This is a genomic window from Actinomycetospora succinea, from assembly GCF_004363095.1.
Taxonomy (GTDB): domain Bacteria; phylum Actinomycetota; class Actinomycetes; order Mycobacteriales; family Pseudonocardiaceae; genus Actinomycetospora; species Actinomycetospora succinea.
On record NZ_SNYO01000001.1, the window covers coordinates 1158279 to 1177414 of the forward strand.

The 19136-nt window shown below is 75.4% G+C and carries 16 protein-coding genes and 2 pseudogenes; 10 read left to right on the forward strand and 8 right to left on the reverse strand.

The features are described 5' to 3' along the window. Window positions 1–43: 43 nt before the first annotated feature. From EV188_RS05535 to EV188_RS05550, 4 genes and pseudogenes are all read right to left on the reverse strand, one after another. Window positions 44–280 (reverse strand): FmdB family zinc ribbon protein, encoded by a 237-nt coding sequence (locus EV188_RS05535; protein WP_133825158.1) that lies wholly within the window; start codon window positions 278–280, stop codon window positions 44–46. A gap of 138 nt (window positions 281–418) precedes the next feature. Next, entirely contained in the window at window positions 419–1450 is a 1032-nt protein-coding gene (locus tag EV188_RS05540) for a methyltransferase (RefSeq protein ID WP_133825159.1), read from the reverse strand. A 107-nt stretch (window positions 1451–1557) separates the two neighbouring features. After that, complete coding sequence (locus tag EV188_RS05545; RefSeq protein ID WP_166659723.1) at window positions 1558–4329, reverse strand: ATP-binding protein; 2772 nt, start codon at window positions 4327–4329, stop codon at window positions 1558–1560. A gap of 110 nt (window positions 4330–4439) precedes the next feature. Beyond that, window positions 4440–5837, reverse strand: a pseudogene (locus EV188_RS05550) (RNA polymerase sigma factor); the annotation flags it as partial. Between the two features lie 276 nt (window positions 5838–6113). Between EV188_RS05550 and EV188_RS05555 the strand changes: the two are divergent. Beyond that, window positions 6114–6977, forward strand: coding sequence for an inositol monophosphatase family protein (locus tag EV188_RS05555; protein ID WP_133825162.1), 864 nt, complete (start codon window positions 6114–6116; stop codon window positions 6975–6977). Between the two features lie 6 nt (window positions 6978–6983). Here the strand turns inward: EV188_RS05555 and cei are convergent, their stop codons facing one another. Further along, the gene (gene cei, locus EV188_RS05560) at window positions 6984–7640 is read right to left on the reverse strand and encodes an envelope integrity protein Cei (RefSeq protein ID WP_166659724.1); all 657 of its coding nucleotides are present in this window, start codon (window positions 7638–7640) and stop codon (window positions 6984–6986) included. Between the two features lie 337 nt (window positions 7641–7977). On the opposite strand from cei, the gene EV188_RS05565 reads away from it, so the two are divergent. Continuing rightward, on the forward strand, window positions 7978–8280 hold the full coding sequence (locus tag EV188_RS05565) for a DUF4193 domain-containing protein (protein ID WP_133825164.1): 303 nt from the start codon (window positions 7978–7980) through the stop codon (window positions 8278–8280). 3 nt (window positions 8281–8283) lie between these two features. Here EV188_RS05565 and EV188_RS05570 read toward each other — a convergent pair whose 3' ends face one another. Continuing rightward, window positions 8284–8781 carry a DUF3093 domain-containing protein gene (locus tag EV188_RS05570; protein ID WP_133825165.1) on the reverse strand — a complete coding sequence of 166 codons (498 nt, stop codon included), beginning with the start codon at window positions 8779–8781 and terminating at the stop codon, window positions 8284–8286. Between the two features lie 25 nt (window positions 8782–8806). Between EV188_RS05570 and dut the strand changes: the two genes are divergently transcribed. From dut to EV188_RS05590, 4 genes are all read left to right on the forward strand, one after another. Then, window positions 8807–9307 carry a dUTP diphosphatase gene (gene dut, locus EV188_RS05575; protein WP_208114041.1) on the forward strand — a complete coding sequence of 167 codons (501 nt, stop codon included), beginning with the start codon at window positions 8807–8809 and terminating at the stop codon, window positions 9305–9307. Beyond that, window positions 9304–10038 (forward strand): DUF3710 domain-containing protein, encoded by a 735-nt coding sequence (locus tag EV188_RS05580; protein ID WP_133825166.1) that lies wholly within the window; start codon window positions 9304–9306, stop codon window positions 10036–10038. The genes dut and EV188_RS05580 overlap by 4 nt, the downstream gene beginning before the upstream one ends. A 97-nt stretch (window positions 10039–10135) precedes the next feature. Then, window positions 10136–10510: an OB-fold nucleic acid binding domain-containing protein gene (locus EV188_RS05585; protein WP_133825167.1), complete on the forward strand. Its 375-nt coding sequence runs from the start codon at window positions 10136–10138 to the stop codon at window positions 10508–10510. A 182-nt stretch (window positions 10511–10692) separates the two neighbouring features. Continuing rightward, window positions 10693–11481 (forward strand): DUF3159 domain-containing protein, encoded by a 789-nt coding sequence (locus EV188_RS05590; RefSeq protein WP_243741488.1) that lies wholly within the window; start codon window positions 10693–10695, stop codon window positions 11479–11481. A 318-nt stretch (window positions 11482–11799) separates the two neighbouring features. On the opposite strand, the pseudogene EV188_RS05595 reads toward EV188_RS05590, so the two are convergent. Further along, window positions 11800–12471 (reverse strand): annotated as a pseudogene (locus EV188_RS05595) (potassium channel family protein); the annotation flags it as partial. 25 nt (window positions 12472–12496) lie between these two features. Then, entirely contained in the window at window positions 12497–13162 is a 666-nt protein-coding gene (locus EV188_RS05600; RefSeq protein WP_133825169.1) for a potassium channel family protein, read from the reverse strand. A gap of 121 nt (window positions 13163–13283) precedes the next feature. On the opposite strand from EV188_RS05600, the gene EV188_RS05605 reads away from it, so the two are divergent. Genes EV188_RS05605 through EV188_RS05620 form a run of 4 tightly spaced genes read left to right on the forward strand, consistent with a single transcriptional unit; the run spans window position 13284 to window position 19094 of the window. Beyond that, window positions 13284–15380, forward strand: a complete 2097-nt coding sequence (locus EV188_RS05605; RefSeq protein WP_133825170.1) for an APC family permease — start codon at window positions 13284–13286, stop codon at window positions 15378–15380. Then, a complete protein-coding gene (locus EV188_RS05610) occupies window positions 15377–16582 on the forward strand; it encodes a class I SAM-dependent RNA methyltransferase (RefSeq protein ID WP_133825171.1) in 1206 nt (401 codons plus the stop codon). Before EV188_RS05605 ends, EV188_RS05610 begins: the two co-directional genes overlap by 4 nt. Before the next feature lie 44 nt (window positions 16583–16626). After that, window positions 16627–17808 carry an amidohydrolase family protein gene (locus EV188_RS05615; protein ID WP_243741489.1) on the forward strand — a complete coding sequence of 394 codons (1182 nt, stop codon included), beginning with the start codon at window positions 16627–16629 and terminating at the stop codon, window positions 17806–17808. Next, window positions 17805–19094, forward strand: a complete 1290-nt coding sequence (locus EV188_RS05620) for a M20 metallopeptidase family protein (protein WP_243741490.1) — start codon at window positions 17805–17807, stop codon at window positions 19092–19094. The genes EV188_RS05615 and EV188_RS05620 overlap by 4 nt, the downstream gene beginning before the upstream one ends. Window positions 19095–19136: the final 42 nt, after the last annotated feature.

The following is a 19136-nucleotide window of genomic DNA, read 5'->3' on the forward strand; positions in this document are numbered from 1 at the left end:
GGACGGCGATCCGGCGCGGGGGCCGGGCCGCCGGCACCTCGGGTCAGCGACGCGCGGTGCCCGAGGCGCGCGTGACCACCTCGGGGGAGTCGCTGCTCTTCTCCTCCCGCGCGAGGGCCGACCGCAGCGCGGGGTTCATCTGGGCGAGCAGCGGAGCCGTCCACTGCCGCGGCGAGGGCGCAGCGCAGCGTGGGCAGTCCACGCGCTCCGGGGCCTCCCCCATCGGGCGGGTCACATCGAAGGCGCCGCAGTCGGGGCAGCGGTAGGCGTACGTGGCCATCGCGTCCTCCCCGGCACCGTTCCGCGCGAGCAGGAAATAGTTTCCATGCAGAGGTATCTGCGGAGCAAGGACCAAAAAGCCCAGGTCCGGACGGCCGACCCCCTCCTCTGGTGCTCGTCGGCCGTCCGGACCAGGGCCCTACTTCCGCGCGATCCCCGCGCTGGCCGGCCCCGCCAGGGGCACGATGTCGACCTCGCGGAAGCCGGCCTCGCGGCACCACCCGGCGAAGTCGCGCCCCGTGTAGTCGGCGGCGTCGCCGAACTCGATCAGCATGTTCAGCGACATCAGCAGGCCGAAGGCGTTCTCGCGCCGCGCGTCGTCGATGATGTTCTCCACCACGATGAACGTGCCGCCGTCGGGGAGGGCGTCGTGGGCGGTCCGGATGAGGCGCCGTTTGTGCTCGGTGTTCCCGTCGTGCAGCACGTTCCCCATGGTGATCACGTCGGCCCGTGGCAACGGGTCGGCGGTGAAGTCGCCGGAGACGACCGCCACCCGGTCCGCGAGGCCGGCGTCGGCGACGGTCTTCCGCGCGATCGGCTCGACGACCGGGAGGTCGAACGTCGTGCATCGCAGGTGCGGGTACCGCGACGCCAGGACGATGCTCAGCAGGCCCGTGCCCCCGCCGGCGTCGCAGATCGTCGAGTACGGCGTGAAGTCGACGGTGCTCGCCAGGGCCTCGAAGTTCCCCCGCTGGCTGCCCTCCATGGCGTGCATGAACTCCTCGAGCCGGGCGGGGTCGCGGGCGAGCGTCGCGAAGAACGGCTCGCCGTTGTCGCGCGTCTCGTTCTGGGGTCGCCCGGTCCGCAGGGCCTCGGTGAGCCCGCCCCAGAACCCGTAGAGGCGGCTGTTGCACATCTCGAGCAGCCCGCCGACGTAGCTCGGCAGCCGCTGGTCGAGGAAGGCGGCGGTGTCCGGGGTGTTGCCGTAGCGGGCCTCGGTGCCCTCGCCGTCCCGTTCGAGGAAGCGCAGGGCGACGAGGGCGTCGAGGAAGTCGTCGGTCGCCCGGGGATGCAGGCCGACCCGGTCGGCGATCGCGTCGCCCGTCATCGGTCCGGCCGCGCCGAGGTGGGTGAACAGGTGGAGCTCGACCGCCGAGAGCAAGGCCTTCGACGCCCAGAACGCCGAGCCGGTCTCGAGGATGTGGGACGGGTCGACCGGGGGTGCTGTCATGACGCCTCCTGGCGGACGTGACGGGGGTGACGACGGTCACGCTGCCGCTCGGCGGCGTCGCCCGGCTCCGGACCGGGCCACGGAGACAGCGGGGCGGGAGTACGGACCTAACGCGTGCGCAGCTCGGCGCGCCGGGAGAGCCCGGTCTTGGCGAGCAGCGCGGCGACGTGGGTCTCCACCGTCCGCGGGGAGAGGAACAGGCGCTCGGCGATCTGCGGGTTGGTCAGGCCCTGGTCGACCAGCTCGAGGACCTGCCACTCCCGCGGGGTCACGCCGAGCTCGCGAAGGTCGGTGGGGACCACGGCGCCGTCGCGGCGGGAGCGCGGCACGGGGACGCCGAGCTCCACCATGAGGTCGCGACAGCGCCGCCGCAGGCACACCTCGCCGGTCCGGGCGTGGTCGGCGAACGCGGCGCGCAGCCACCGCCCGGGATCGCCGATGCCTCCGGCGGCCGCCGGCCGCGCGAGCTCGACGCGCAGGAGGTGCCGCCAGTACCGGTGGCCGGCCAGGACGCGGTCGCCCTCGGCGATCGACTTCTCGGCGCTCTCGCGCTCGCCGTCGCGGGCGTGCGTCAGGGCGTCCACGTAGAGCCGGGCGCCCTCGTTGCACGCGTGCCAGCGGATCTCCTCGGCCAGCAGGTCGTCGGCCGCGGCGGTGTCCGCGGGGTCGAGCGCCGCCCGCAGCACGGCGCGCACGCCCCACATCGGGCTCGCGATGTCGCCCGGGTTGCGCCGCCGGCGCTCGGTGTTGCCGTCGAAGATCGCGACCGCGCCGGCCAGGTCGCCGTCGACCCACGCGGCCATGCCCTCCACGTCGGCGTAGTGGGCGCCGGCGTCCATCGACTCGGGCGCCAGCGCCCGCGCCTCGGCCAGCAACGGGGCGACCGGGGCGCGGTCGTCGGCCCAGAGGTGCCCGATCGCGCCGAAGAAGCGGGCCGCGGCGGACACCGGGGCGAGCCCGAGCCGGTCCGCCCGCGCCGCCGCGCGCTCGGCCCAGGGCAGCATCGCCACGTGGCCGTCGCAGAGCGCGACGCAGGTGCCGATGTGCACGTCGAGCACGGCCGCGGTCGCGAGCATGCCGGCGTCCTCGGCCTGCTCCTGCGCGCGCAGCAACCGGTCCTTGCGGCTGGCGCGGTAGACGTCGTTGACGCCGAGCTCGAACAGGGCCCGGATGCGCCAGACGGTGAGGCCGTGCTCGGTGGCGCAGCGCTCGGCGTCGGTGAGCGCGGCCTCGGAGACCTCCGGCTCGGTGCGGCGCAGGGCACGGCCGACGATCTCCAGCGCCTCGCACACCGCCTCGGGCCTGCCCTGCTCGGCGCCCCGGGCGGCGGCCGCGCGGGCGAGGTCGACGGCGAGCCCGGCCTCGTTCTCGCCCAGCGCGACGTGCGCCCGGATCGCGTCCACCCGCGGGTCCCGGGACGACGCGACGGGGGAGAGGACCCGGTGCACCTCCGCCCAGGACTCCGTGGCCGCCGCGGCCCGGGCCAGGTGCAGGCACAGGAGCGTCAGCTGTTCGCCGTGCACGAGGGGCCGCAGGTCCCGGCCCCGCTCGGTGGCCTCCACGGAACGCCCGGCGAGGGAGAGCACGCGGACCAGCTCGAGCGCGACCTCGTGGTCGTCGGGCGCGAGCTCCGCGGCGCGCCGCAGCGTCGCCTCGGCGCTGCCGAGCGCGCCGGCGTCGACCGCGGCACGGGCCGGGGCCAGCAGACGGCGGGCAGCGCTCCGTCCCCGCCCGCACTGCACGTAGAGCTCCGCCACGAGCCGGGCGAGGTCGCCGTCCGGCAGATCGTCGGGGCCGGGGTCCAGGGCGCCCGCGGCCGCCCGGGCGAGGGCGGCGCGCTCCGGCGGGAGCAGTGCGGCGAGCACCGCGTCCCGGGTGAGGGCGTGGCGCCACCGCAGGGTGCCGTCGGCTCCGGGCTCCCGGACCAGCAGCGCGGCGTCCACCCCGGCGCGCAGTGCGGCGGCCACCTCGTGCTCCGGACGGCCGCTCGCGGCGGGCAGAAGCTCCCACTCGACCGTCGCCGCGAGCACTGCCGCGGTGCGCAGCACGTCCTGGGCCGGGGACGGGAGGGTGTCCATACGACGCCGGGTCAGATCGGCGACCGTGTGCGGGACGCCGGGATGGCCCTGCGCCGACCCGAGGGCGTCGGTGAGCTCCTCGACCAGCAGCGGGAGGCCGTCGGAGGTGCGCACCACGAGGTCGACGGAGGCGTCGTCGAGCCGGCCGGCCCGCTCCCGGACGAGCGTCGCGATCTCGGGCGCCGTCAGCCGTCGCAGCGCCGTGAGCGTGACGGCCGGGTGGCGGCGCAACCGGTCGAGCTCCTCGGGCGCCTGCTCGTCGTCCCGGGTGGTGCCGACGAGCAGCACCCGTGTCCCGGCGACACGGTGCGCGAGGTAGTCGAGGAGGGCGAGCGTGTCCTGGTCGGCCCAGTGCAGGTCGTCGAGGGCGACGAGCAGTCCCCGCGGCGCGGCCGTGACGTCGAGGAGCTCGCGGACCGCCTCGCCCAGCAGGACCACCGGGTCGACGAGGGCATCGTCCGGCCGGGCCGTGGCCGGCCAGCCGGGGAGGAGCCGCCCGAGCACCGGGCGGTAGGGCGCGAGCCGCGGGTGCTCGGCCACCGCCGGGGTCACCAGCGGGACAAGCGCCTCGGCGATCGGACGGAACGGCCCACCGCGGGGCACCGACCGCCCGGTCAGCACGGTCATGCCGCGCGCCCGGGCCCTCCGGGCGGCCTCCGCGAGGATGCGCGACTTCCCGATCCCGGCCTCGCCGGCGACCAGCAGGACGCCGCCCGTCCCGGTCTGGGCGTCGATCAGCCGCCGCGAGACGGCGTCGAGCTCCGCCTCGCGGCCGACGGTGGTGACGTCGGCACCCGGCACCCGGACGAGTATCGCGGCGGGCGGTGGTGCGGTCGAGGCGCTGACCGGCCCGGAACACACGAGAGCCCCGGACGGCGCACCGTCCGGGGCTCTCGAGGGGTCCTGGGGACCTAGTCCAGGTAGTCGCGCAGGACCTGCGAGCGCGACGGGTGGCGCAGCTTCGACATCGTCTTCGACTCGATCTGGCGGATGCGCTCGCGCGTCACGCCGTAGACCTGGCCGATCTCGTCGAGGGTGCGCGGCTGGCCGTCGGTGAGGCCGAAGCGCAGGCGCACGACGCCGGCCTCGCGCTCGGACAGCGTGGCGAGGACCGACTGGAGCTGGTCCTGCAGCAGCGTGAACGACACCGCGTCGACCGCGACGACGGCCTCGGAGTCCTCGATGAAGTCACCGAGCTGGGAGTCGCCCTCGTCGCCGATGGTCTGGTCGAGGCTGATGGGCTCCCGGGCGTACTGCTGGATCTCCAGCACCTTGTCCGGGGTGATGTCCATCTCCTTGGCGAGCTCCTCCGGGGTGGGCTCGCGGCCCAGGTCCTGGAGCAGCTCGCGCTGGATGCGACCGAGCTTGTTGATGACCTCGACCATGTGCACCGGGATGCGGATGGTGCGCGCCTGGTCGGCCATCGCGCGGGTGATGGCCTGGCGGATCCACCACGTCGCGTAGGTCGAGAACTTGTAGCCCTTGGTGTAGTCGAACTTCTCGACCGCACGGATCAGACCGAGGTTGCCCTCCTGGATGAGGTCCAGGAACGCCATGCCGCGACCGGTATAGCGCTTGGCCAGCGAGACCACGAGGCGCAGGTTGGCCTCGAGCAGGTGGGACTTGGCGCGCTCGCCGTCGCGGACGATCCACCGCAGGTCGCGCCGCATCTGCGTCGCGAGCTCCTGCTGGGCCTCGGCGACCTTGCGCAGCCGCTCGGAGGCGTAGAGGCCGGCCTCGATGCGCTTGGCGAGCTCGACCTCCTCCTCGGCGTTGAGCAGCGCCACCTTGCCGATCTGCTTGAGGTAGGCGCGGACCGAGTCGGCGGAGGCGGTGAGCTCGGCGTCCTTGCGCGCCTGGCGCAGCGCCTCGGACTCCTCCTCGTCCCAGACGAAGTCGCCCGACTTCTTGTCCTCCTCGGAGGGCTCCTCGGTCTCGACCTCGACGGCCTCGACGACCTCGGCCCCGATGACGACCACGTCCTCGGTGAGCTCGGAGGCGGCGGCCTCGAGCTCGGAGCCCTCGAGACCCTCGAGGTCGGCACCCTCGGGTCCCTCGGCGCCCTCGATCTCCTCGCCGCCCTCGGGGGCGTCGGCGTCGGTCTTGGCCGCGCCCTTCCCCTTGGCGGGGGCCTTCTTGGTGCCCTTGGCGGAGCGCGTGGCGGCCTTCTTCGCCGGCGCCTCCGTGTCGTCGGGAGCCGCGACCACTCCGACCGGGCCGCCCGCGGCGGCTGCTTCGGGATCGGCGGCGTCGGCGACGCGGCGGCGGGTTGCGGACTTTGCGGCTGCCACAGACGACCTTTCGTGACGAACGGCTGAACGGCGACGGGTTCGAGGGGCCGGGTCGCCTGACGGCCACCCGGACGCGGGACGAACGCGAGAGCCCGGGTCCCATCCGGTGAACCGCCTCGGCTCGCGTCCATTGTAACGAGCGAGAGCGCGGTCCGTCGCACCTCACAGTCGCGGGCCGTGGCCGCGGTGCTCGCGCGGGGTACCGGGATCGATTCCGAACGGCTGCGGAGCGCGATCACCGGGTCGCGACCTGCGCGTCGTTGCGCGGACACCCACATGTGGTCCGATGCGGCGATGGACCGCACCGCCAGTGTCCCCGCCGTGCACGGTGACGCGCCGGCCCCGACCGCGCCGCCGGAGCTCGAGGAGATCGCCGTCGCCGTGGCGGGCGAGACCGCGGAGCTGGCGCTCGCGGTGCGCGAGCGGGTGGTGGGCCGCGACCGCCTCGACACCAAGAGCTCGGCCACCGACGTCGTCACCGAGGGCGACACGGCCTGCGAGGCGCTGGTCCGCGAGCGCCTCGCCGCGCTCCGCCCGGACGACCTCGTGCTCGGCGAGGAGGGCGGCACCCGCGGCGCGCCCGGGCCCGGCCAGGTGCGCTGGGTCGTCGACCCGATCGACGGCACCGTCAACTACACCCACGGCCTGCCCTGGTTCTCGGTCTCGCTGGCCGCGGAGGTCGACGGGCGGATCGTCGCCGGCGCCGTCGTCGAGCCCGTCTCCGGGCGGGTCTGGCGCGCCGCCCGCGGGCACGGGGCGCGCCGCGACGACGTGTCCCTGCGCACGTCCACCCTCGACGACCTCGCCCTCGCCGTCATCGGGACGGGCCTCGGCTACGACGCCGGGCGCCGGGCCCGGCAGGCCGCGGTGCTCGCGCGCATCGCGGGGCGCATCGGGGACGTGCGCCGGACCGGCTGCGCCTCGCTCGACCTCTGCGCGGTCGCGGCCGGCTGGCTCGACGGGTTCTACGAGCACGGCCTGCACGCCTGGGACCACGCCGCGGGCGGTCTCATCGCCGAGGAGGCGGGCGCCGTCGTCCGGCTGCCCGGGAAGGACCCGGACGGGCTGGGCACCGAGGCCACGCTCGTCGCCGCGCCGGCGCTGGCGGGCCCGCTCACCGCGCTGCTGGTGGCCGAGGGGGCCGGGGAGATCGCCTGACGCGCGTCAGGTGCTGCAGTCGACCGAGTGCAGCGCGGAGAGGGTCGAGTCGTCCGGGACCGCCGCCGGGGCGCCGGAGCCGTCGGTGGCGGTCTGGCGGGAGAGCGCCCGCAGCGCCTCGGTGACGGGCTGGGGCGGGGCGATGTCGCGGAAGTCGTCGCCGAGGGCGAGGTCGACCTCGGCGCCCGTGCGCTGGTCGGACACCAGCTCGGCACAGGGGACGACGATGCTCAGCGTGCGGGCCGCCGCGGCGCCCTCGGGGCCGTAGCGGATCTGGCCGACGCAGGAGAGGTCCTGGGCGGGGTAGAGCGCGTCGTTGTCGGGCGGGGCGGCCTCGGCCATCCCGAGCTCGCCCAGCTCGGCGGCCGCCAGCTGCGCCTGGCCGCGCTGGCCGGCGCCGTTGAGCACCTTCACCCGCACGTCGCCCGGCGCCGCCGCCTGCTGGTCGTCGAGCGCGTCGGCCCCCTGCGGGGAACCGGCCCCGGCGACCGGGGACGGGTTACACGAGGTCACGGACCCCGCCGTGGAGTTGGTGAACACCACGGTCCAGGTGACGATGCTCGCCACCGCGAGGACGACCACCAGCACCGTGGCCGGGACGAGGTTGCGCCGCCGGTAGACCTCGCGCACCCGCGACGTCCCCGCCTTGACCGAGCCGACCAACCGAACGCCCCTCCCCGAGAAATCCCCGTTCCCGGGCAGGGTAGTGGTGCCCGGTCACGCCGGCGACGCTCCGGCGGCGCCGGGCGCGGCGACATCACGATCCCGACACTCCGCGGTCACCGACCCGGGGTCGGCTGACCGCGCCGGGTCGCGTGGGTTACCCTCCCGCCGCTCCGCAGCCGCGCGGACGTCGTCTCGTCCGTGCCGTGGGACCCCTGAGGTGAGATCCGGGTCACTTTCCCGGTCGGCACAAACGGTCGCCGTCCCGCGTTGTGCTGCCGCACGACCGAGACGGAACCGGGCAGAAACCGGGCACGACCGAGGGTGGGAAACCGCTATGGCGACCGACTACGACGCCCCGCGCCGCAACGAGACCGACGAGATGGGCGAGGACTCCCTCGAGGAGCTCAAGGCCCGGCGCAACGAAGCGCAGTCCGCCGCCGTGGACGTCGACGAGACCGACACCGCCGAGAGCTTCGAGCTCCCCGGGGCCGACCTCTCCGGCGAAGAGCTGACGGTGCGGGTGCTCCCGAAGCAGGCTGACGAGTTCACCTGCGGGAGCTGCTTCCTCGTGCACCACCGCAGCCGGCTGGCCGACCAGCGCGGCGGGCTGTTCATCTGCCGCGACTGCGCGGCCTGAGGACTAGCGCAGCGCCGCGAGGAGCTCCTCGGGGCGGCGGGTGGACACGACCCAGTACGGGGTGGGGTCGTCCGGGTCGATGACCTCGATCCGGACGACCGGACCCACCCACGGGCGGTGCAGGACGAACGCCTCGGGGTCGAGCTGGGGGCCGAGGGCCTCGCGCTTGGCCTCGCCGGTGACGACGTCCACGCGCCCGATCTGCGACACCGGCAGGTGCGCGGGACCGGCGCGCAGTTCGCGTGCGCCGGGGCCGTCGGCGTCGACGGCGACCCGCACCCGTCCCAGCCACACCAGCAGCACGACGCCCAGCGGCATCAGCAGGACGTAGGGCAGCCACGACCGCACGCCCGGGTGGCCCATGTGCAGCTCCGCCGCGAGCAGGCCGACCATCAGCAGCACCGGCGGCCACCACCACCACGGCACGACCAGGCGTTCGGCGTACGGCGCGGGCCCGCCCGGCGAGGTGTCGGATCCCGGTGAGGGGCGCGGGGTGCTCACGACACCCAGAGTAGTCTCGCCCCCCGTGTCCGAGGCTGTGGTGCAGGTCGACCTCGTCCGCCTCGACGCCGGACTGCCCGTCCCGGCGCGGGCCCGCCCCGGCGACGCCGGCGCGGATCTGTGCGCGAGCCGCGACGTGGTCCTCGCCCCGGGCGAGCGCGCCCTCGTCGGGACGGGCGTCGCGCTGGTGCTCCCCGAGGGCTACGCGGCGTTCGTGGTGCCGCGCTCCGGGCTGGCGGTGCGCGAGGGCCTGGGCTTGCTGAACGCGCCCGGCACGATCGACGCCGGGTACCGGGGCGAGGTCCAGGTGTGCCTCGTCAACCACGATCCGTCCCGCACCGTGACGATCCGTCGCGGCGACCGCGTGGCCCAGCTGGTCGTCCAGCGGGTGGAGAACACCGTGTTCCGGGTGCTCGAGGGTGTCGACGACCTCGAGACGCTCGCCGCCGTCGCGCCGTCGGCACGGGGGGCGGGCGGCTTCGGGTCGACCGGGGTCGCCGCCGCGACGGAAGGAGAGCAGTCGTGAGTGAGGACGCCCGCGGTGGGCGGCACCGGCACCGGGCCGGCCGCGTCGCGCAGGTGTCGGTGGCCGCCGACCCCGCGGGTCGCCGTCACCACCAGCGCCAGGGCCCGTGGGACGCCGAGGACGCGCCGCGCGACGGCCGGCTGCGCCTCGACCTGGGGTCGGTGCAGCTGCCGGTCCCGCGGGGCGCCCGGCTCAAGGCCGAGCCCGACCCGTCCGGCCCGCTGCGGGCCGTGCACGCGATGGTCCCCGAGGGCCGGCTGACGGTCAGCGCCTTCGCGGCGCCGCGCACCGGGGGGCTCTGGCCGGAGCTCGTCGAGGAGCTCGCCGCACAGCTCCAGAAGGAGGGCGCGACGATCCGTCGCGACCGGGGGGAGTGGGGCCGCGAGCTGGTGGCCCGCAACGGCAACACCGTCGCCCGCGTGATCGGCGTCGAGGGGCCGCGCTGGATGCTGCGCGGCGTCGGCACCGGACCGGTCGAGCACGCCCTCAAGCTGCACGGGATGCTCCGCGAGATGCTGCGGGGCACGGTCGTCGCGCGCTCCTCGGACCCCCTGCCGGTGCGCTCGCTGCTGCCGCTGGAGGTCCCCGAGGACGTGCCGGAGGAGTTCGCCGACTCGCTGGTCGAGTCGATGCCGACCAAGCCCCGTCAGATCACCCGGCCCGACGGCCCGGTGATCCCGATGATGCTGCCCCAGCGCGCCGGCGCCGGGACCTCACCTGGTCGTTCCTGAGACACCCGGTGGCGCACGATCGGACTATCCTGGAGGCGTCCGCGGTCGACGTCGCCCACTGGGGGCGACGGCCGCGGGGACGTGCACGGGAGCACTCATGAGCGCCGAGACCGGTTTCCTGCGCCGCATGGTCCGTCGTCTCACCTCGGATGTCGGCGACCTCGACGCGGACGACCTGTCCGCCGAGGCCGTCCGGTCGGGGTGCGACCGGGCGTGCGACTCGAGCACGGGTGAGGCGGTCACCGTCAAGGGACGCCTGCGGTCGGTGGAGATCTGTCCGCGCGGATCGGTCGCCACCCTCGAGGCGGAGCTCTTCGACGGCACCGACGGGGTGACCCTCGTCTGGATGGGCCGCCGCCGCATCCCGGGCATCGAGCCGGGGCGCACGGTGCGCGCGAGCGGGCGGGTCGCCGTCCGCGACGGCCGCAAGGTGATCTACAACCCCTACTACGAGCTGCAGCGGGCGCACTGACCCCTCGGGCGGCGGGACCCCTCGCCGCCCGGCGTCGTACCGTGGCGGGACCGGCCGCCGGCCGGTGCGGGTCTCGTCACGGACCCGCCGTCCCCCGGGAGACCGCCATCCGACCCGAGACGCGCCCCACCGGCGCCCGTCGCGCGCGGCACGGCGCCGACCCCGCCGGCCCCGCGGATCCCGTGGACCCGCCCACGGGTCCCGTCGACCTGGCCCGGGCCGACCCGCCGACGGAGTCCTTCACGTCGCGGGGTCGGGCGGAGGAGCCCGCTGACGAGGTCGACGGGGACCTCGAGGACGAGGCCCCGGAGCCGCGCACGCCCACGCTGCTCGACCAGATGGGCGGGGTCTCCGGGATCATCGCCTCGGGCGTGCCCGTCGTCGTGTTCGTGGTGGCCCAGGCGGTGTTCGGCAACCTGGTGGCCTCGATCGCCGCGGCGGTCGGGTCCGCGGTGGCCGTCGCGATCTGGCGCTTCGTGCGCGGCGACGCGGTCCAGCCGGCGCTCTCGGGCCTGCTGGGCGTGGCGGTCTGCGCGTTCGTCGCCTGGCGCACCGGCGAGGCCAAGGGCTTCTTCCTGCTCGGGATCTGGACCAGCCTCGCCTACGGCGGCGTCTTCCTGCTCTCCGTGGTCGTCCGGCGCCCGCTCGTCGGCGTGATCTGGCACCTCGTCAACGGCGAGGGCCAGGACTGGCGCCGCGACCCGCGCGTGCTGCGCGGCTACGACATCGCCTCGCTGGCCTGGGTCGTCGTGTTCGGGGCGCGGTTCGTGGTCCAGCGCTGGCTCTACGACTCGGTGTACGCCGACACGTGGCTCGGCTGGGTCCGCATCGCCATGGGCGTCCCGCTCGCCGCGATCGCGGCCGCCGTCACCGTCTGGGCCATCCGGCGCAGCCGCCAGGCCGCTCCGGAGGAACCCGACCCCGCGCCGCGACCCCGAGGCAAGAGATCGACGGGGCGTTCGCGCGCGTAGACGCAGCGAACATCTCGTTGAGCACGCCGATAGGGCGTTCGCGGCAACGAATCGGTCGCCGCAGGCCATGATCGCCGTTCTGGTGACGAAACGGCTCAGATCTGACAGCGATCGTCACCGAAACAGCGATCTTGGCTCGCCCGCCGGTCGACCCGCGGCGAGGGGCACCTCCGGTAGCCGCGAGAGACCGACGATCATGCGCAAACGTGCCGCGCGCGAGCGGCTCGGCGGGTCGTCGCCGACACCCGGGTAGGTCAACGGAGCGTTCGCGCGCGTAGAAGCAGCGAACCGCCCGTTCGCTGCAACCCCGCTGGGGCGCTACTCCTCCGGCTCGCCCTTGAGGACGCGCTGGATCTCCTCCTCGACGTCCTCGCCGGCGACGAACATCATCTCGTCGCCGGGTTCGATCGGGTCGTCGGGCTGGGGCACGATGACGCGCCCGCCGCGCAGGATCGCGACGAGCGCGGCCTCGCGGGGCAGGGGCACCTCGCGGACGGCGCGGCCGGCGAGCGGGGTGTTGGCGGGCAGGGTGACCTCGACGAGGTTCGCCGTGCCCTGGCGCAGGGTCAGCAGGCGCACGAGGTCGCCGACGGTCACGGCCTCCTCGACCATCGCGGCGAGCATGCGCGGGGTGGACACGGCGACGTCGACGCCCCACGCGTCGTTGAAGAGCCACTCGTTGCGGGGGTCGTTGACCCGGGCGACGACGCGGCGCACCGCGAACTCGGTCTTGGCGAGCAGCGAGACGACGAGGTTGACCTTGTCGTCGCCGGTGGCCGCGATGACGACGTCGCAGCCCTGCAGGCGCGCCTCCTCCAGCGAGGCGAGCTCGCAGGCGTCGGCGTGCACCCACTCGGCCTGCGGGACGGCCTCGGGCTCGACGTGGGCGAGGTCGCGCTCGATGAGCATCACCTCGTGGTCGGCCTCGACGAGCTCGGCGGCGATCGAGCGGCCGACCGCCCCGGCCCCCGCCACGGTCACACGCATCGGTCGTTCCTCCCAGGCGCACGCATCCCTACTCCGCCCTCTCCGGCGAGGCCGCCGCGGCGGCGGTGACCGAGGCGACCGTGCCGCTCACGGCCGCGGCGTAGACCACGTCCTCGGCCTGCAGCACCGTGTCGTCGGTGGTCAGGATGCCGCTGCCGAAGCGCACGATGAACGCCACGCGGCTGCCCGTGGCCTCCTCGAGCTCGGTGACCGGGCGGCCGGACCAGTCCTCGTGGAAGTGCACCTGCATGATCGCGACGGTGCCCGAGGGGTCGCGCCAGGCGGTGGCCACGCCGTCGGGCAGCAGCATCCGCAGCAGGCGGTCGGTGGTCCACGGGACGGTCGCGACGGTGGGGATGCCGAGCCGCTCGTAGACCGCGGCGCGCTTCGCGTCGTAGATGCGGGCGACGACCTGGCCGACGCCGAAGGTCTCGCGGGCGACGCGGGCGGCGATGATGTTCGAGTTGTCGCCGGACGACACCGCGGCGAACGCCTCGGCGCGGTGGATGCCCGCGGCCGTCAGCGTCTCGCGGTCGAAGCCGACGCCCACGATCTCCTGGCCGTGGAAGTCGCTGCCGAGGCGCCGGAACGCCTGCGGGTCGCGGTCGACCACGGCGACGTCGTGGCCCAGCCGCTCGAGGGCGAGCGCGAGGGACGACCCCACGCGGCCGCAGCCCATCACGACGATGTGCACCGGTCCCTGCCTCCCCGACTCCTGCCGCCGTGACGGCGACCCGACCGTATTGTCACCGGAACGCGCCCGGCGGCCCCGCGCCGGGTGCGCTCGCGCGCACGGACGCGCCTACGCTTCGTCCGTGTCCAAGCTCGCCACGGCGACCAAGCGCCTGCTGCTGGGTCTGCCGTTCCGCAGCGACGCACTGCAGGGCACCCTGCTGCGCAAGCGCATCGCCCTGCCGGTGTTCGCCTCCGACGCCCTGTCGTCGGTGGCGTACGCCCCGCAGGAGGTCCTGATCACCCTGTCCCTCGCGGGGCTGGGGGCCTACGCGCTCTCGCCGTGGGTGGGCGTGGCGGTGATCGTGGTGCTGGCCACCGTGGTCGTCAGCTACCGCCAGAACGTGCACGCCTACCCCTCGGGCGGCGGCGACTACGAGATCGCCACCGTGAACCTGGGCCGCTACGCGGGCCTCACCGTGGCGAGCGCGCTGCTCGTCGACTACACGCTGACCGTCGCCGTGTCGGTGTCGTCGGCGGCGGACAACCTCGGCGCGCTCGTGCCGTTCGTCGGCGACCACAAGGTGCTCTTCGCCGTCGCCGCGATCCTCGTTCTCACGGCCGTCAACCTGCGCGGGGTCCGCGAGTCGGGCGTGACGTTCGCCGTCCCCGTCTACTGCTTCATCGTCTGCCTCGTCGGCATGATCGTCGTCGGCGTCGTGCGGCTGGTCCTCGGCCAGGACCTCGTCGCCCCCAGCGCCGGGTTCGGCGTCCTGCCCGAGGGCGGGGGCGACTCCACCGACGACCTCACCCAGCTCGCCCTGGTCTTCCTGGTGCTGCGCTCGTTCACCCAGGGCTGCGCGGCGCTGACCGGCGTCGAGGCCATCAGCAACGGGGTGCCGGCGTTCCGCAAGCCGAAGTCGCGCAACGCCGCCACCACGCTCGCGCTGCTCGGGCTGACCTCGGTGTTCCTGTTCTCCGGGATGATCGCGCTGGCCCGCGCGTCGGGCGTGGTCATGGCCGAGCGGCCCGGCGAGCAGCTCGTCGGCGCCCCGCCGGACTACCGCCAGGAGACGCTGATCGCGCAGCTCGCGCGCACCGTCTTCAGCGGGTTCCCGCCCGGCTTCTGGGCCGTGACGATCTTCACGGCCCTCATCCTCGTGCTGGCGGCGAACACCGCCTTCAACGGCTTCCCGGTGCTCGGCTCGATCCTCGCCCAGGACCGCTACCTGCCCCGCCAGCTGCACACGCGCGGCGACCGCCTGGCGTTCTCCAACGGGATCCTGTTCCTGGCGTTCTTCGCGATCGTCCTGGTCGTCGGCTTCGGCGCCGAGGTCACCGCGCTCATCCCGCTCTACACGGTCGGGGTGTTCGTGTCGTTCACGCTCTCCCAGACCGGGATGGTCCGGCACTGGACCCGCCTGCTGCGCACCGAGCGCGACGCGGGGGAGCTGACGCGGCTGCGGCGCTCGCGGTGGATCAGCGGGTTCGGCACGGCGATGACCGGCACCGTGCTGCTCGTCGTGCTCGTGACGAAGTTCGTGGTCGGCGCGTGGATCGCGATCGTCGCCGGGGTGCTGGCGTTCCTCATGATGCTGTCGATCCGCAGGCACTACGACCGGGTCAGCGAGGAGATCGCCGCCCCGGAGGTGATGACCAGCACGCTGCCCAGCCGCAACCACGCGATCGTGCTCGTCTCCCGGCTGCACATGCCCACGCTGCGTGCCGTCGCCTACGCCCGTGCGACCCGCCCGGACGTGCTCGAGGCGCTGACGGTGAACGTCGACGACGCCGACACCCGCCAGCTCGTCGCGGAGTGGGAGTCGCGGGACATCCCGGTGCCGCTCAAGGTCGTCGAGTCGCCCTACCGCGAGATCACCAAACCGATCCTGCAGTACGTCAAGCGGATCCGGACCGACAACCCGCGGGACGTGGTCACCGTGTTCATCCCCGAGTACGTGCTCGGGCGCTGGTGGGAGCAGCTGCTGCACAACCAGAGCGCGCTGCGCCTCAAGGGCCGGCTGCTGTTCCAGCAGGGCGTGATGGTGGTCAGCGTGCCGTGGCAGCTCGAGTCGTCGAAGCGGGCCGCGGCCCGGCGGCCCCCGGGCGCGCCCGGCTCGGCGCGCCGCGGCTACGAGCCCCCGCCGGGCGCCGGGGCGACCGGCTCCGCGCCGCCCGACGCCGCCCCGGCGCCCCCGCCGCACAAGTCGCGGCCGGAGCCGGCGGGTCCGCCGCGATGACCGCGGGGACCGAGAAGATCGACTGGACCGACCGCCTGCTCGAGGTCGACGTCGGCGCCGTCGCCCACGGCGGGCACTGCGTCGCGCGCCACGAGGGCCGGGTCCTGTTCGTCCGGCACGCGCTGCCCGGCGAGCGGGTGCGGGCCGTGGTCACCGAGGACGGCGGCGGCTCGTTCTGCCGCGCCGACGCCGTGGCGGTGCTGCACGAGTCCCCGGACCGGGTCGCGCCGGCGTGCGCCTGGGCGGGCCCCGGCGGGTGCGGCGGCTGCGACTGGCAGCACGCGACGCCCGCGGCGCAGCGGGCGCTGAAGGCCACCGTGGTGGCCGAGCAGCTCGCGCGGCTGGCGGGGATCGAGCGCGACGTCGTGGTCGAGGAGCTGCCCGGCGGCCCGCTGGACTGGCGCACGCGGATGCGGATGGCGGTCACCGACGACGGGCGCCCGGGCCTGCGCGCCCACCGCAGCCACGAGGTGCTGCCCGTCGGCGACTGCCCGATCGCCGCGCCGGGCGCCCTCGCGCCGGTGCTCGAGCGCACGTGGACGCCGACCGCCGAGGTCGAGGTCGTCCGCGACGCCGACGGCGAGGTGCACGCCGCCGAGCTGTTCGAGGGCGCGCGGCACCCCGAGCTGGGCGGGGGCACCGCCCACGAGCAGGCCGCCGGCCGCGACTGGGCGCTGCCCGCCGGGGCGTTCTGGCAGGTCCACCCGCACGCCGCGGACGCCGTGGTCGACGCGGTGCTCGAGGGCGTCGGCGACCTGCCCGCGGGCGCCTGCGCCTGGGACCTCTACGGCGGCGCCGGCCTCATCGCGGCCCCGCTGGCCGGGCGCGTCGGGGACGGCGGCCGGGTGGTGCTCGTCGAGAGCGACCCGGCGGCGACCGCGGCGGCGGGGGAGTGCCTCACCGACCTGCCCGCGGTCCAGGTGGTGCGCGGCCGCGTGGAGAAGGTGCTGGGCGGCCTGCCCGGCCCGCCCGTCGTGATCGTCGCCGACCCGCCCCGCAAGGGCCTCGGGCGCCGGCTCGCCGGCGAGCTCGCGCAGCGGGGCGCCGCCCGGGTCGTGCTGGTCGCCTGCGACCCGGCCGCGCTGGCCCGCGACGTCGCCGCCCTCGCCGAGCACGGCTACCGGCTCGACGCCCTGCGCGCCTTCGACGCCTTCCCCATGACGCACCACGTCGAATGTGTCGCAACGCTCCTCGCGTCATGACCCACTCCGGTACGAAGGACCCGGGACCGTCGAGGGGATCACCGGTGAGCGGCAGCCTCGTCAGCGCAGGACTGGTGCCGGCGGGGCCGGTGAGCTTCCTCGACGGCGTCCGGCTCGTCGACCACCACTGCCACAGCGTCGTCGCCGGCCCGCTCGACCGCCCCGGCTTCGAGGCCCTGCTCACCGAGGGCACGGCGCCCGCCCCGGGCACGAGCGGCTTCGACTCGGCGCTCGGGTTCTCGGTGCGCCGCTGGTGCGCGCCCGCGCTCGACCTGCCCGCCCACACCGCGCCCGACGACTACCTGGCGCGGCGCGCCGAGCTCGGCCCCGACGAGGTCACCCGGCGCTTCCTCGGCGGCGCCGGGGTGGGCGCGGTGCTCGTCGACCACGGGCTCGCGCCCGGCACCCTGCTGCCCCCGGCGGCGCTCGGTGCGGCCGCCGGCGCGTCGGTGGGGGAGGTCGTGCGCCTGGAGGCGGTCGCGGAGGCCGTCGCCGACGCGGGCGTCAGCGCCGCCGAGTACGGCGACGCGCTGGTCGAGGCCGTGGCGGTGCGCACCGCCGACGGGCGCCACCCGGTGCCCGTGGCCACCAAGAGCGTGCTGGCCTACCGGGCCGGGCTCGACGTCGACCCGACCCGCCCGGAGGCCGACGAGGTGCAGAAGGCCGCCGACGGGTGGCTGCGCCGGCGCGCGGCGACCGGCGAGCCGCTGCGCGACCCGGTGCTGCTGCGCCACGGGCTGTGGGCGGGCATCGACACCGGCCTGCCGCTGCAGCTGCACACCGGCTTCGGCGACGCCGACGAGGACCTGCACCGGTCCAACCCCGCCCTGCTCGTCGGGCTCGCACGCCTGGTCGAGCCGCTGGGCGTGCCGCTGATGCTGCTGCACTGCTACCCGTACCACCGCGAGGCGGCCTGGCTGGCCCAGGTGTTCGCCGTGGTGCACGTCGACGTCGGCCTCGCCGTGCCCTACGTCGGGCCGCGGGCGGCGACGGTGATCGGCGAGCTCCTCGAGCTCGCGCCCTACGGCAAGGTGCTCTACTCCTCGGACGCGTTCGGGCTGCCGGAGCTGCACCTGCTGGGGGCGCTGCGCTTCCGGTCGGCGCTGGGTGGTCTGCTGGAGCACCTCTGCGCGACCGACGAGCTCGCGCCCGCCGACGCCGAACGGGTGGCCACGATGATCGGGACCGAGAACGCACACCGGGTCTACACGCGGATGCCGGTGTGACCAGCGCGCCGGTCCCCGCCGACCCGCCGCCGATCGACCCCGCGCTGCGCGCGGCCCTCGAGGCCGAGCTGGACGACGCCGTCGCGCTGCGCCACGCCCTGCACCGCGACCCCCGGCTCTCGGGTGACGAGGCCGACAGCCGCGACCAGGTGCTGGCCGCCCTGGGGGACCTGGGGACGCCCGAGCTGGTCGCCGACACCGGCGCGATGCTGCGCCTCGGCGCGCCCGCGGACGCCGGGCGCCCCGCGGTCGCCGTGCGCGCCGAGCTGGACGCGCTGCCCGTCGTCGAGCGCACGGGTCTCCCGTACAGCGCCACGGGCTCGGTCGCGCACGTGTGCGGCCACGACGTGCACGTCGCCGCGCTGGTCGCGGTGGTGCGGGCGATGGGGCGCGTCGGGCACACCGGGCCGGCGCCGCTGCTCGCCGTGTTCCAGCCCCGCGAGGAGAAGGCCCCGTCGGGCGCGTCCGACGTCGCCGCCGACCCGCGGTTCGCCGCGCACGAGGTCGGCGCGATGCTCGGCGTGCACGTCCAGCCCGAGCTGCCCCGCGGCACGGTCTCGGTGCGCGGCGGGCCGGTGAACGCGTCCGCCGACGAGATCGAGATCGAGGTGCACGGCCGCGCCGGGCACGGCGGCTACCCGCACCGCACCCGCGACCCCGTGCTGGCGCTGGCCCAGATCGTCGCCGGCGTGCACCACATCGTGTCCCGCCGCGTCGACCCGATGACCGCCGGCGTGATCACGCTCGGGCAGCTGCAGGCCGGGTCGGCGCCCAACGTCGTCCCCGAGACGGCCACGGCGCGCGGCACGGTCCGGGCCCTCGACGCCTCCCGCGACGAGCTGCTCGCCGCGCTGCGCGAGGTCGTCGAGAGCACCGCCCGCGCCTACGGCTGCACGGCGACGCTGACCGTGGTGCCGAACGAGCCGGCGGTGGTCAACGACGAGGCGCTCGCCCGCACCGTCGCGCGGGCGCTGGGGTCGCGCCGGGCCACCGACGGGAACGGTGCGGGCACGGACGGTCTCGTGCTCGACACCACGTTCCGGTCCTGCGGTGCCGACGACTTCTCCCACTACGGTGAGGTCCTGCCGTCGCTGATGCTGTTCGTCGGCGCCGCCGACGCCGGGACCACCCCCGGCGCCGGCCCGGGGCTGCACCACCCGGAGTTCTCGCCGGACGACGCGATGGTCGGCGAGGTCGCCCGGGCCCTGCTCGCCGCCGTGACCGCGGCGGGCGCCGCGCTGGCGCCGACCGCGGACCCGGTGGCGGCGGCCGCCCCGAACGCGTAGTCCCCGCCACCTCCCCGCCGCGATCACACCGGAGTACGAGTC

Bases quoted from the DNA above. Each gene is read 5' to 3' on its own strand.
- EV188_RS05535 (WP_133825158.1), bottom strand. From the start codon at position 280: ATGGCCACGTACGCCTACCGCTGCCCCGACTGCGGCGCCTTCGATGTG.
- EV188_RS05540 (WP_133825159.1), bottom strand. From the start codon at position 1,450: ATGACAGCACCCCCGGTCGACCCGTCCCACATCCTCGAGACCGGCTCG.
- EV188_RS05555 (WP_133825162.1), top strand. From the start codon at position 6,114: ATGGACCGCACCGCCAGTGTCCCCGCCGTGCACGGTGACGCGCCGGCC.
- EV188_RS05565 (WP_133825164.1), top strand. From the start codon at position 7,978: ATGGCGACCGACTACGACGCCCCGCGCCGCAACGAGACCGACGAGATG.
- EV188_RS05585 (WP_133825167.1), top strand. From the start codon at position 10,136: ATGAGCGCCGAGACCGGTTTCCTGCGCCGCATGGTCCGTCGTCTCACC.
- EV188_RS05610 (WP_133825171.1), top strand. From the start codon at position 15,377: ATGACCGCGGGGACCGAGAAGATCGACTGGACCGACCGCCTGCTCGAG.